9 protein-coding genes and 1 riboswitch are annotated in these 12,692 nt (G+C 69.6%); of the genes, 5 read left to right on the top strand and 4 right to left on the bottom strand.

Features of this window, described 5'->3' with window-relative positions; genetic code table 11:
• The first annotated feature begins 106 nt into the window (after positions 1-106).
• A complete protein-coding gene (locus ACFVAV_RS28690) occupies positions 107-751 on the top strand; it encodes a TetR/AcrR family transcriptional regulator (RefSeq protein ID WP_379038652.1) in 645 nt (214 codons plus the stop codon).
• Positions 752-755: 4 nt separating this feature from the next.
• Here ACFVAV_RS28690 and ACFVAV_RS28685 read toward each other — a convergent pair whose 3' ends face one another.
• The 3 genes from ACFVAV_RS28685 to ACFVAV_RS28675 all read right to left on the bottom strand — a co-directional run bounded on the left by ACFVAV_RS28685 (position 756) and on the right by ACFVAV_RS28675 (position 4,212).
• Positions 756-1,904 carry a homoserine O-acetyltransferase gene (locus ACFVAV_RS28685; protein ID WP_379038651.1) on the bottom strand — a complete coding sequence of 383 codons (1,149 nt, stop codon included), beginning with the start codon at positions 1,902-1,904 and terminating at the stop codon, positions 756-758.
• Positions 1,901-3,217 (bottom strand): bifunctional o-acetylhomoserine/o-acetylserine sulfhydrylase, encoded by a 1,317-nt coding sequence (locus ACFVAV_RS28680; protein ID WP_379038650.1) that lies wholly within the window; start codon positions 3,215-3,217, stop codon positions 1,901-1,903. Before ACFVAV_RS28680 ends, ACFVAV_RS28685 begins: the two co-directional genes overlap by 4 nt.
• An 80-nt stretch (positions 3,218-3,297) precedes the next feature.
• Positions 3,298-3,408, bottom strand: a riboswitch (SAM riboswitch).
• 63 nt (positions 3,409-3,471) lie between these two features.
• Positions 3,472-4,212: a TetR family transcriptional regulator gene (locus tag ACFVAV_RS28675; RefSeq protein ID WP_379038648.1), complete on the bottom strand. Its 741-nt coding sequence runs from the start codon at positions 4,210-4,212 to the stop codon at positions 3,472-3,474.
• Between the two features lie 135 nt (positions 4,213-4,347).
• Here ACFVAV_RS28675 and ACFVAV_RS28670 point away from each other — a divergent pair, with 135 nt between their 5' ends.
• The 3 genes from ACFVAV_RS28670 (at position 4,348) to ACFVAV_RS28660 (ending at position 10,391) form a co-directional block, all read left to right on the top strand.
• Positions 4,348-5,841: an MFS transporter gene (locus ACFVAV_RS28670; protein WP_379038647.1), complete on the top strand. Its 1,494-nt coding sequence runs from the start codon at positions 4,348-4,350 to the stop codon at positions 5,839-5,841.
• A 167-nt stretch (positions 5,842-6,008) separates the two neighbouring features.
• Positions 6,009-6,698, top strand: a complete 690-nt coding sequence (locus ACFVAV_RS28665) for a hypothetical protein (protein WP_379038646.1) — start codon at positions 6,009-6,011, stop codon at positions 6,696-6,698.
• Positions 6,699-6,767: 69 nt separating this feature from the next.
• Entirely contained in the window at positions 6,768-10,391 is a 3,624-nt protein-coding gene (locus ACFVAV_RS28660) for a BTAD domain-containing putative transcriptional regulator (protein ID WP_379038645.1), read from the top strand.
• A gap of 9 nt (positions 10,392-10,400) precedes the next feature.
• On the opposite strand, the gene ACFVAV_RS28655 is transcribed toward ACFVAV_RS28660, so the two are convergent.
• Positions 10,401-11,051, bottom strand: coding sequence for a hemerythrin domain-containing protein (locus tag ACFVAV_RS28655; protein ID WP_379038644.1), 651 nt, complete (start codon positions 11,049-11,051; stop codon positions 10,401-10,403).
• A gap of 244 nt (positions 11,052-11,295) precedes the next feature.
• Between ACFVAV_RS28655 and ACFVAV_RS28650 the strand changes: the two genes are divergently transcribed.
• A complete protein-coding gene (locus tag ACFVAV_RS28650) occupies positions 11,296-12,513 on the top strand; it encodes an NADP-dependent isocitrate dehydrogenase (RefSeq protein WP_379038643.1) in 1,218 nt (405 codons plus the stop codon).
• Positions 12,514-12,692: the final 179 nt, after the last annotated feature.

Genomic DNA, 12,692 nt, shown 5'->3' with positions numbered 1-12,692 from the left:
ACAACGCCACCGTAGCAATGGTGCACAACGAATACAACGGTTGCGTAGGATTGATGCCGAGAGTCCACCGCCGGGGTATCGTCCAGGAAACGGAGGAGGTGCGGGCGTGACCGCAACGCAGGAGCAACGGCCGCGGCGCCGCTATGCCCCGCGCCTGCCGCCGCACGAGCGGCGGGCCCAGCTCCTCGATGCCGCGTTCACCGTGCTCGGCCGGATGGAACTGCACGAGCTGAGCATGGAGGCCGTCGCGCAGGAGGCGGGCGTCGGCAAGCCGGTGCTCTACACCGTGTTCAAGACCCGCGCCGAACTCGTCGAGGCGCTGCTGGAACGCGAACGTGAACGTGGCCTGGACCAGATCGCCGAGACCCTGCCGGAAAACCTGCTCGACACCGATCCGATCGCCGCCGCCTCGGCCACGGTCGAGGCGTTCGTCGGTGTGGCACTGGCGAATCCGACGCGCTGGCGCCTGATCCTGGCGACCCCGGCCAGCGCTCCCGACGAATACCGTGCCGCGCTGCGCGCGGCCCGCGCCGACATCCTGGACCGCGCGGAATCCCTTGTCCGCGTCGGCATCGCAATGTCACCGCGGTGGTCGGCGATGGACGCGGGACTGCTCGCGAACTCGACGCTCACCGTCGCCGAGATGCTCGGCAGGCTCGCGGTCAGCGAGCCGCAGGAGTATCCGCGCGAACGGCTCCAGGATTACGTCCGCTCGATCGTCACCCTGCTGGCCGGCACGACGAAAAGCTGAACGGTCAGCGGTTCTCGCGGGCGAGCCGCATCGTCTCGGTGAGCAGCTTGGACACCGCGGCGGCCTCGGTGAGGAAACCGTCGTGCCCGTCGCGTGAGTGCACGATCTCGAGACCGGCGCAGCCCGGCAGCCCCTCGGCCAGCTCGGCCTGGGTGGGCAGCGGGTAGAGCCGATCGGAGTCGACGCCGCCCACCACGACCGGCACCGTCGTCGCGGCCAGCGCCGCGGCGACCCCGCCCCGGCCCCGGCCGATGTCGTGCCGGTTCATGGCCTCGCTGAGCAGCACATAGGTGGCCGGATCGAACCGCTGACAGAGCTTCTCGGCCTGGTGCTCCAGGTAGCTCTGCACCGCGTAGCGCCCGCCCGTCCACGGGTCCTCGTCGCCCTGGGGCCGATTGGTGAAGCGGTGATCGAGCTCGCCGTCGGTGCGGTAGGTCAGGTGCGCGATGCGCCGGGCCAGGCCCATGCCGGTCATCGGGGCGCGGCCGGTGCCGTGATAGTCGCCGCCCTGCCAATCCGGGTCGGCGGTGATGACGGCCATCTGGGTGGTCTGGGTGCCGATCTGATCAGCGGTGGCGCGGGCGCCGACGGCCAGCACGAGCGCGGCCGCGACCCGCTCGGGCTGACCGACGATCCACTCCAGCACCCGCATGCCGCCCATCGACCCGCCGACGACGGCGGCCAGCCGCTCGATCCCGAGCAGATCGAGCAGCTGCGCCTCGGCGGTCACCTGGTCACGGATGGTCAGATCGGGAAAACGCGAGCCCCACGGCGTGCCGTCGGGCGCGAGCGAGGACGGCCCGGTACTGCCCTTGCAACCGCCGAGCACATTGGTCGCGAGGACACACCACTCGTCGGTGTCGATCGGCGCGCCGGGCCCGACCATGCCCTCCCACCAGCCGGGCTGCGCGTTGTCCGCGCTCGCGATGACATGCGAGTCACCGGTCAGCGCGTGCTCGACGAGCACCACGTTGTCGAGCGTGGGCGAGAGCTCGCCCCAGCGTTGCACCGCCAGCCGCACATCGGGGAGCACGGCGCCGTTCTCCAGCGACACGTCCCCGATGGCGACCACGCCGAGTCGCCCGTCCGGCGGTGGCAGCAGGGCCACACCGGTTGCGGGACGAGTGATCGGCGATTCGGTGCTCACAGTCACGTCGTCGCCGCCGCGAAACCTGCGCGCAGATCGGCCAGGATGTCGTCGATTCCCTCGATGCCCACGGCGAGCCGAACCAGCCCCGGGGTGACGCCGGAGGCCAGTTGCTCCTCGGGCGTCAACTGCGAGTGCGTGGTCGACGCCGGGTGAATCACGAGAGAACGCACATCACCGATGTTAGCGACATGGCTGTGCAGGGTTAACGCGTCCACGAACTTCTTGCCCGCGTCGACACCGCCATGCAGCTCGAACGCGACGATCGCGCCCGCGCCCTTGGGTGCGAGCTGCTTGGCCCGCGCGTACCAGGGCGAGGTCTCGAGCCCGGCGTAGTGCACGGCCTCGACCCCCGGCTGCGCGGCGACGAACTGTGCCACGGCCTCGGCATTGGACACGTGCCGCTCGACCCGCAGGCTCAGCGTCTCGATGCCCTGGGCGATGAGGAACGCGTTGAACGGCGACACCGCCGCACCCAGATCCCGCAGCAGCTGCACGCGCGCCTTCAGCGCGAAGGCGGGCGCGCCCAGGTCGGCGAACACCGCACCGTGGTAGCTGGGATCGGGCTCGGTGAAACCGGGGAAGCGGGCGTTGCCGTCGGCGTCGCGCACGGTCCAGTCGAAGGTCCCGCCGTCGACGATCGCGCCCGCGACCGCGGCGCCGTGCCCGCCCAGGTACTTCGTGGCCGAGTGCACGACGATGTCGGCGCCGTGGGCCAGCGGCTGGATCAGGTACGGGGTCGCGACGGTGTTGTCGACGATCAGCGGGATGCCCGCCGTGTGCGCCACCTCGGCGATGCCGGGGATGTCGAACACGGCGCTGCTCGGGTTGGCGATGGTCTCGCCGTAGAAGGCCTTGGTGTTGGGCCGGATGGCGGCCTGCCACTGCGCCAGGTCGTCGGGATCCTCGACGAAGGAGACCTCGATGCCGAGCTTGGGCAGCGAGTAGTGGAACAGGTTGTACGTGCCGCCGTAGAGGTGCGGGCTCGACACGATGTGGTCACCGGCGCCGGCCAGGTTCAGGATCGCGTAGGTCTCGGCGGCCTGGCCGGAGGCCACCAGCAGCGCCGCGACGCCACCTTCGAGCGCGGCGATGCGCTGCTCGACCGCGTCCTGGGTGGGGTTCATGATCCGGGTGTAGATGTTGCCCGGTTCGGCGAGGCCGAACAGCGCGGCGGCGTGGTCGGTGTCGCGGAAGGTGTAGGAGGTGGTCTGGTAGATCGGCAGTGCCCGCGCGTTGGTGCTCGCGTCGGGGGCCTGGCCCGCGTGGATCTGCTTGGTCTCGAAGGACCAGTTCTCGGGCAGGGCAGAGTCGGTCATGAAATGCTCCAGGGTTGTTCGCCGGTGTATCGCGTCAGCTGGGTCGGATCGACGGACAACAACACATGGGGGCCTCCTGCAGTGCGCGCTTGCTCTCGACCTTCGAGAGCCCGGTCATCACCCGGAGCACCCCACCGCAGCTGGAGGGTTGCCGACCAGCGAGCCGGGGCTTGGCGCTGGTACTCATGACCTTGCCGTCATGTTAACCGGCCATTGCGTCCGCGCGGAAACTTCCCCCGGTTTCGTCGCCTGGATCACTCCGCCGTCGGTGTGCCGATCCCTGGCGTGTCGGCCTCGGGCCGGGCGCCGCAGATGCGGCGGAGCTCGTGGTAGGCGCGCAGCACGGCGTCCTTGGTGACCTGGGCGGCGGCCTCCGGGGTCGAGCTCAGCAGCCCGTCCTCGACCGCGGCGATCGAGAGGTGGCACAGCATCTGCCAGGTGCCCGCCACCAGCCGGACCGAGAAGTCGTCGGGCGTGGTCGACATCCGCTCGGCCAGCTGGGCGCAGACCGCGATGTTCTTCTTCTCGGCGTACTCGAGCGCCCGCGCGTTCACGGCCTGGCTGGACCGCATGATCCGCTGCATCTGCAGGAACTGGCGCAGGAAGCGCACGCCGTCGGCGTCGGCCTCGGTATCGACGACCTGCAGGTAGGCGCCGCACAGCGCGCCGAGTTCGTCGCCGGTGCGCGGCTGCTCGCCGAGCGCCTCGGCCACGGTGAGCCCGAAGTCGTCGATCGGGGCGAGCACGATGTCTTCCTTCATCGGGAAGTACCGGTTGACCGTGCGCGGGGAGACGTCGGCGCCCGCGGCGATCTGCTCGACCGTCGTGGCGTCGAATCCCTGCGCGTCGCACAGGCTCAGCCCGACCTCGACGATCGCTGCCCTGGTCTGGCGCTTCTTGCGTTCGCGCAGGCCCGTCGGCGCGTGGCGGGCCGCGATCGGGCCTGCCGGTTCGGTCATCCGGTCGCCGGTGATCGGAGTGGTCGAGTCCAGCATCTCTCCAGCCTACCGCCCCCTCCGATTTGCCTGTCTTTTTGCGCCAAATGGCGCAGTCAGACATTTTTCTCTTGACGCCAATTGTCCCATGGTGCCAGGATTGAGCGCGAGCCTTCGAGTAACTAGGAGTCCGTGGTGACCGGCATCGAGACAGACGCGAAACCAACTGATAAGCAATCGAATTCGAGACGCTGGTGGGCGCTGGCCGTGCTCGCCTCCGCACAGCTGATGGTGATCCTCGACGCCACCGTCGTGACGATCGCGCTCCCGTTCGCCCAGAAGGACCTCGGCATCAGCGAGGGCGACAAACAGTGGGCCCTGACCGCCTACACCCTGATCTTCGGCGGCCTGCTGCTGCTCGGCGGCCGGATGGCCGACTACCTCGGGCGCAGGCGCATCTTCCTGATCGGCCTGGTCGGCTTCGCCGCCGCCTCGGCGCTGGCGGGGCTGGCTCAGGACGGGTTGCAGCTGTTCCTCGGGCGCGGCTTGCAGGGCGCGTTCGCCGCGCTGCTCGCGCCCTCGGCGCTGTCGCTGCTGTCGGTGACCTTCACCGACGTCAAGGAGCGGGCCCGCGCGTTCGCCGTGTTCGCCGGCATCTCGGCGGGTGGTGTCGCGTTCGGGCTGATCGTGGGCGGCGCGCTCACCGAGTACGTGTCCTGGCGCTGGACGCTGCTGATGAACACGCCGGTCGCGATCGTCGCGCTGCTGGGCGCGCTGGCGGTCATCGTGCGCGATGTGCCGGTGCCGCGGGTCGGCGGTTACGACCTGCCCGGCGCCGTCACGGTGACGGCGGGCCTGGTGTCGATCGTCTACGGATTCAGCCGCGCCGCCGAAGACGGCTGGCTGGCCGGGAGCACCCTGACCCTGCTCGGCGCGGGCTTCGCGCTGCTGATCGCCTTCGTCGTCATCGAGGCGCGCACGGCGAATCCGCTCCTGCCGCTGCGGATTCCGGGGGAGATCAACCGCGGTGGGGCGCTGCTGGCCGCGCTGCTGATCCCGATCGCCATGTTCGCGATGTTCCTGTTCCTGAGCTTCTACTACCAGAACACCCTCGGCTACTCGCCGCTGAAAGCGGGTGTCGCGTTCCTGCCGTTCCCGGTCGGCATCGCGGTCTCGGCCGGTGTCACCAGCGCGTTGATGCCCAAGCTCGGCCCGCGTCCGCTGATGGTCGTCGGCGCGCTGCTCGGCACCGTCGGCCTGCTGTGGCTGGCCCAGCTCGGCTACGGCGACGGGTACGCGCTGAGCGTGCTGCCCGCCCAGCTGCTGATCGCGCTCGGCATGGGCCCGCTGTTCGTCGGCATGCAGGCCGTCGCCCTGCACCAGGTCGACGCCGACGACTCCGGCGTGGCCAGCGCCCTGCTCAACGCCGCCCAGCAGGTCGGCGGCGCGGTCGGCACCGCCTTGCTCACCACGATCTCGGTGCAGGCGGCGAAGAACTACGCGACCGACAATCCGGCTGTCGACCATCTCGTCGAGCGCGCGTCGATCTACAGCTACGACGTGGCGTTCTCTGTCGGCGCCGGGTTCTTCCTGGTCGCCGCCGTGGTGATCGCGCTGATGATCAGGGACAAGCCGGAGAACCTGATCGAAGGCGACGAGCACGCCACCCGGGTGCCGATCGCGGTCTGAGTGCCGGATCGCCGAGCCCCGCATGCCTTTCCGGCGTGCGGGGCTGCCTCGCCTGTGATCGCGCCACAGCGGGCCGTTCGGCGGATCACGCCGCGGAGACCGCCGGTTCGAGGCGGCCGCAATTCGTTCGCAAGTGGGAGCCAATCGGTCGCGGTCACCCTCGGCTCATGACTATCGAGACCGCCGATGAGGCGAACAACACCGTCGCGGCCGCGCCGCATCCAGTCGATCCGGCGTCGAGCCTCGTCCCGCCGGGGAGTCGGGACCGGGGCAGGGCGTGGGTCCTGGCCGTCGGCGCGGCCCTGTGGGCGGTGGGTAACCTCCTGCATCCGCTGGAACACGCCGAGTCGTCCGAGCAGGCGCCGACCTGGGAAGCCGCGCATCTCACCTTCGCCGTCGGTGCGGTGTTGATGGCGGTCGGGCTACCCGCGCTGGTCCGCGCCATCCGCGGGCCGGGCGACGACCGGGCGGGCAAGATCCTCACCCTCGCGCACGGTTTGCTGTTCGCCGGGCTGGCGGTGGTGATCCCGATCGGGGCCTATCACGAGGTGTTCGTCAGCACCCATCTCGACCACCACACCGCGGCCGAGATCTCCGACGCCTCGGCCGCGGTGCTCGCGCCGCTGTCGCTGGCGCTGCTGCTCGGGTTCGTGCTGCTCGCGGTGTACGCGCTGATCCGGCCCGCCGCGGTGTTCGGCCGCTGGTCGGGTGTGCTGATCATCCTCGGCACGCTGTCCATGACGGTCGCGGCGATGCTGCCCGGGGTGCTGCCGGGTGCCGAAGGGTGGTGGATCATCCCCGGAACCGTCGCCCAGGGTCTCGCGATCGGCATCGCGGGAGTGCGTATCGCCAGGTAAATTGACCGCATCGAACACGAAGGACCGTACGGCGGCACGCCCGCCGTACGTATCGAAGTACTCGGCCCCTTGCGGGTCGAGGTGGGTGACCGGCCCGCCGATCTGGGTGGACCGCGTCAGCGCGCGCTCCTGGCCCGCCTGGTACTCGCGGGCGGCGAGGTGGTGTCGACCGATCGCCTGATCGACGACCTCTGGGCGGGTGACCCACCACCGAAGGCCCTCGGCGCACTCCAGGCCCACATCTCCTACCTGCGCCGCGCCATCGAACCCGACCGCCCACCCCGCGCGCCCGCCACCGTCCTGATCTCCGAGGCCCCCGGCTACGCCCTGCGCCTCGACCGGTCCGCGGTCGACGCGTGGCAGTTCGAGCGCCTGCTCGCCGACGGCGACCCCGACCCCGGCCGGCGCTATCACGTCCTCGGCGACGCACTCGCGTGCTGGCACGGCGAGCCGTACGCCCCCTTCGTGACGGCCCACTGGGTCATCCCGGAAGCGGCCCGCCTGCACGAACTCCGCCGCCTCGCCGTCGAACGCCGCGCCGAAGCGGCCCTGGCCCTCGGCCACCCCGACGAGGCCTTCGCCCTCCTGCACCCCCACGCGGCCGACCACCCGGACCGCGAAAACGCCGCCCGCCTACTGGCCCTCACCCAATACCGCCTCGGTCGCCAACTCGACGCCCTGGCCACTCTCCGCCGAGTCCGCACCTACCTGGACACCGAATTCGGCGTCCTCCCCGGCCCCGCCCTCGGCGCACTGGAAACCGCGATCCTCACCCACGCACCAGAATTGGATCAGCCCCCGGTACCAGCCGACCCGCCCCGATCGCCCGGTTCGACGCGGCCAGAGGCGCCGACAACATCGATCACCGTCTCACCGAAGTCCGATCCGGCGTTCCCCAACCAGCACCTTGCCGATGCCGCTGACCGGATTGCGGAGTCTGCGCGGGCTGCCGACGGAGGGGAATCGGCCAGGTCGGCGAGCGGTCGGGTGGCAGCTGCTCGGTCCACGGGTCCAGTCGGCGATGGGGCTCCGGTTGTCGGCGTGCATGGTGCCGGCGTGGGTGCGGCGGTGGATCGGCCCGGGGACGGCAGTCGCGCGGATCTGGCCGGCACGCGGTCGCGATCCGCGGGCGCGGCGGTCGGTTATGACGCCGAACGGGCGGCGCTGCTCGCCGAGGCGGGAGAGGTGGTGGCGCACGGGCGAGCCAGGGTGGTGTGGCTGGAAGGGGAAGCGGGCGCGGGCAAGACCACCCAGGCCGAATCGCTGGCCTGGGCACTCGCCGCCGACGGGTGGACCGTCGTGAGCGCGGCGTGTCCCGAAGTCGACGGCGCGCCCGCCGCCTGGGCTTGGGTACATCTGCTCGATGGGCTTGGCGCGCGGGCGTCGGCAGGTCCGGTGCCGGATGGGTTCGGCGCGCAGGCGGGGCCGTTCGCCATCGCGCAGGCGGTGGCCCGGGCGTGTGGGCAGCGACTGGCCGACGGGCCTGTGCTGGTGGTTCTCGAAGATGTCCATCGTGCCGACAGCGCTACCTTGCAGATCCTGCGGCAGCTGGTGGCCTGGCTGGCACATCGGCCGGTGCTGGTCCTGGTCACCGCTCGTGGGTCCGAGGCGGACGCGGGGGTGCGGGCTACGGCTGCGGCGCTGGCGGCCACGACCGGTCGCCGGTTGGAGCTGGGTGGTCTGGATACCGCGGCCGTGCGCGCGGTCGCGGCCCGTGCCGGGTTGGGGTCCATCGATGACGACACCGCCGAGCGGTTGCGCGAGCGGACCGGTGGAAACCCACTGTTCGTCCGCGAGGTCGCCAAACTCGCTGCGGCGGTGGGCGATCTGCATGCCGTGCCGGATGGTGTGTGCGATGTGCTGAGCCGCCGAATCGCCCGGCTGCCCGCGGGCGCGGCCCGGGCGCTGCGCCTAGCCGCGGTGTGGGGCGACGACATCGACTTCGACACCCTGCTCGAACTGACCGCCGAGCCGGAAGACACCTTGGTCGACCTGGTCGACACCGTCACCGTGGCCGGGCTCGTCCGAATCGCGGGCACCGATCGAATCACGTTCGCCCACGCGCTCATTCGCGACGCGGTCTACGGCGACATCCCCGCCCTGCGTCGCGCCCGGCTGCACTGGTCGGCCCTGGAACTCCTCGAACGCCGCACCGGCGTGACCACGGCCGACCTCGAATCCGATACCAGCACAGTCGACCTCGACGCCATGGCCCACCACGCCATCGCCGGTGCGGGCACCGCGAACGCCGCCCGTGCGCTGCGCTACGTCCTCGCCGCTGCCCGCAGGCGCACGGCCCGCCGCGCCCACCAGGACGCCGAGCCACTGTGGCGCTCCGCCCTCGAATTACACATGTGCGCAGGACACGTCAACGCCACGGCGCCGCGTGCGGACCGCCTGGCGGCCCTGTCGACCACCTGCGCACTGGTCAACGCCCTCGCCTACGGCGGCAACGACGAACAGGCCCGCATCCTGCGCATCGAAGCCCTGGCAACAGCCCGCGCCCTCATGCCCGGCACCGACACTCACCCCGCTACCGCGCGCGGTGACGATGCCCAGATCATCACCGATCCCGTCGTCGCCGTCCTCACCTGCTGGCGCGCCCCCACGATCTGGACCAGCCGCGAACGCGGCCTTCCCGACCGTGGCATGTGGGCCGAGCTGGCCTCCGCGTCGACGCGCACGACAGCGCCGGACCTGCGGATCCGACTGCTCGTCACCACCGCCTTCGAAGTCGTCGGCTTCGACAACCCGCACGCCTTCGCCTGCTCCGCCGAGGCCTTGCGCGCAGCGCGCGAACTCGATGATCCCGAATTGTTGTGCGCCGCACTCAATGCCAGGGCTTTCGTCGCGCTCGGTCCCGACCTGTGGCCGGAACGCGGCGACCTGGCCGACGAACTGCTGCGCGTGTCGACCGAGGCTGGTCTGCCGGAGTACCAGGCGGTCGCGCATTTTCTGCGCTTCCTCGTCGCCTCGGGTGCGGGCCGGCTCGTCGCCGCGCGGGCCGAGATCGCCAAGGCACTCGACTGCGCCGAGGGCGGCCAGCTCGGCCCGCTGCTGGTCGTCTCCACCGCGCATCTGGCTGTGCTCGCCGCACTGCGCGGCGACTTCGCGACCGCCAAAGCAATCGATGCCGACCTCAGCGCGAAGATGATCGCGGCAGGCCACGCCAACGGCGCCGAACTGACCCTGCTGGCCGAGATGATGACCGGCTGGGCGCTCGGCGACCTCGCACCCGGCCTCGACGGATACGCCGCGCTGAACGCGGCCGCACCGCACGCGCTCCGGTCCGCGTACATGCTGGCCCTGCTCGACGCGGGAGACACCGAGCGAGCGGCCGCTGTGCTCGGCGCGGGCACCCCGGTCCTGCGTGACTACTACTGGTGCGCGATGTCGGTGTTCGAGGCCAGGGTGGTCACCCGGATCGGCACGGTCGAGGCGGCCCGGCGGCTCTATCAGGACCTGCTGCCGAGAGCGGGCACCATCGCGGGTATGGACTCCGGGTCGGTCGCCTTCGGCCCGGTCGACACCGTCCTCGCCGAGCTGGCCGACCGGCTGGGTGACCACGCCGCCGCAACCGCGCACCGCGCCGCGGCCGAGGGCGTACTCGCCGCCATCGCGGCCGAACTGGCCGCTCTCGACGACATCGGCACCGCGCCGATCTCTACCAGCAGGCCGTCGGCGACCGCGTAGCCCACCGGTTCACCTACCTGCCAGCACACGTTCCCGACGGCGGTATCCGATACCGAACACCGTCAGCATCACCCGCAACGGCAGTCCACCGTCGGCCATCACCTCGGCGAGTTCCGCCTGCGTGCAGACCGCGACCATGCGCGGCAGTTCGAAACTCATCACCGCGCCGCCGCGGGCCGCCGCCTCGACCTTCTCCCACTGCGCGGTGGTCACGTACTCGGTGACGATCGGGAAGATCGTCCGCTCCTCGTCGGCGATGTGCTCGTCGAGCACGGTGTGCAGCCGGGTCAGCCGCTCGGCCAGGTCGGCGGCGGCTCCCGGGCGCCGGGCGACCAGCTCGGCGCAGGTCGTCCTGATCTCGGCCAGCACCGGGTCGAGCTGGGCGTGGTCGTCGGTGAGCTCCCTGAGCTCGACCGCGTCGCCCGCGGCGGCGGTCAGCGTCGGCCAGAGAACCTCGTCCTCGATGCGATGGTGATGGTGGATGGAGTCACACAGCAGGCCGAGATAGTCGGCGATCGCGCGGGCCCGCCGTGGCGGACACGGTGTCCGGGTGGTGGCGAGCTCCCCGGCCAGGACGGCGAACCGGGCGGTATCGGCGAGCATTGCGCGATGGGCCAGGCGCATGCCGAGTAGGTTGGGAGTCGAGCGTATGTCGGTCATGACCCGACAGTGCCCGCGGTCACTTGTGACCTGTTTGCCGTCCGCTACCCGGCGGAGTCCCGCACAGCGGGCCCTCCCATCGCGGTGAGGTAGAGGGCAGCAGTACGCTCGTCTTGTTTGCACCACACGTCCCGCAGACAACGCGGGGCATATACGTTGTCTGTTGGAACAGCTGGGGTCCGCTCACAAGCGTGTTCGCCTGGCCGTGCAATGAGGGCACCATCCTAGGAGGACACGAAGATCCATGTCCAAGATCAAGGTTGAAGGTACCGTCGTAGAACTCGACGGCGACGAGATGACCCGGATCATCTGGCAGTTCATCAAGGACAAGCTGATCCACCCGTATCTCGACGTGAACCTCGAGTACTACGACCTCGGCATCGAGTACCGCGACAAGACAGACGACCAAGTCACCGTCGACGCGGCGAATGCCATCAAGAAGCACGGCGTCGGTGTGAAGTGCGCCACCATCACCCCCGACGAAGCGCGGGTGAAGGAGTTCGGCCTCAAGAAGATGTGGCGCTCGCCCAACGGCACCATCCGTAACATTCTGGGTGGCACCATCTTCCGCGCGCCGATCATCATCTCCAACGTGCCCCGCCTGGTGCCCGGCTGGACCAAGCCGATCATCATCGGCCGCCACGCCTTCGGCGACCAGTACCGCGCCACCGACTTCAAGGTCTACGAGGCGGGCACCGTCACGCTGACCTTCACCCCGGAGGACGGCAGCGAGCCGATCGTGCACGAGGTCGTGAAGATGCCCGAGGACGGCGGTGTCGTCATGGGTATGTACAACTTCAAGAAGTCGATCGAAGACTTCGCGCGCGCCTCGCTCAACTACGGGCTGCAGCAGAACTACCCGGTCTACATGTCGACGAAGAACACCATCCTGAAGGCCTACGACGGCATGTTCAAGGACACCTTCCAGGAGATCTTCGACACCGAGTTCAAGAGCCTGTTCGACGCGGCGGGCCTGACCTACGAGCACCGCCTGATCGACGACATGGTCGCCTCCTCCATGAAGTGGGAGGGCGGCTACGTCTGGGCCTGCAAGAACTACGACGGCGACGTGCAGTCCGACACCGTGGCGCAGGGCTTCGGCTCGCTGGGCCTGATGACCTCGGTGCTGCTCACCCCGGACGGCAAGACCTGTGAGGCCGAGGCCGCGCACGGCACCGTCACCCGGCACTACCGCCAGCACCAGCAGGGCAAGCCGACCTCGACCAACCCGATCGCGTCGATCTTCGCCTGGACCCGTGGCCTGGAGCACCGGGGCAAGCTGGACAACAGCCCCGAGGTGATCGGCTTCGCGCAGGCACTCGAGGACGTCGTCATCAAGACCGTCGAAGGCGGGCAGATGACCAAGGACCTGGCGCTGCTCGTCGGCGGCGACCAGGGCTACCTGAGCACCGAGGAATTCCTGGGCGCGCTGGACGTGAACCTGGCTCGCGCCCTGAAGTGATATGAGCTGGGGTTTCCGCGTCGAACCGCGGAACCCGCACGGCTGAGAGAGGCGGGGGGCGGCGGCACCCACACACACGCCGAGTAAGTGGTAAAGAATAAAAAAAAAAAAAAACCAACAAACAAAAAAAAAAAAAAAAACAAAATAAAAATTTTAAAAAAAAAAAAAAAAAAAAAAAA

Source organism: Nocardia sp. NPDC057663, from assembly GCF_042799895.1.
Lineage (GTDB): Bacteria > Actinomycetota > Actinomycetes > Mycobacteriales > Mycobacteriaceae > Nocardia.
Note: the sequence above shows the minus strand (reverse complement) of the source record. Positions and strands in the feature narration are given on the sequence as shown.

What these genes read in the sequence shown, in the direction of transcription:
- ACFVAV_RS28680 (WP_379038650.1), bottom strand. Translation starts at nt 3,217, where the DNA reads ATGACCGACTCTGCCCTGCCCGAGAACTGGTCCTTCGAGACCAAGCAG.
- ACFVAV_RS28675 (WP_379038648.1), bottom strand. Translation starts at nt 4,212, where the DNA reads ATGCTGGACTCGACCACTCCGATCACCGGCGACCGGATGACCGAACCG.
- ACFVAV_RS28665 (WP_379038646.1), top strand. Translation starts at nt 6,009, where the DNA reads ATGACTATCGAGACCGCCGATGAGGCGAACAACACCGTCGCGGCCGCG.
- ACFVAV_RS28655 (WP_379038644.1), bottom strand. Translation starts at nt 11,051, where the DNA reads ATGACCGACATACGCTCGACTCCCAACCTACTCGGCATGCGCCTGGCC.
- ACFVAV_RS28650 (WP_379038643.1), top strand. Translation starts at nt 11,296, where the DNA reads ATGTCCAAGATCAAGGTTGAAGGTACCGTCGTAGAACTCGACGGCGAC.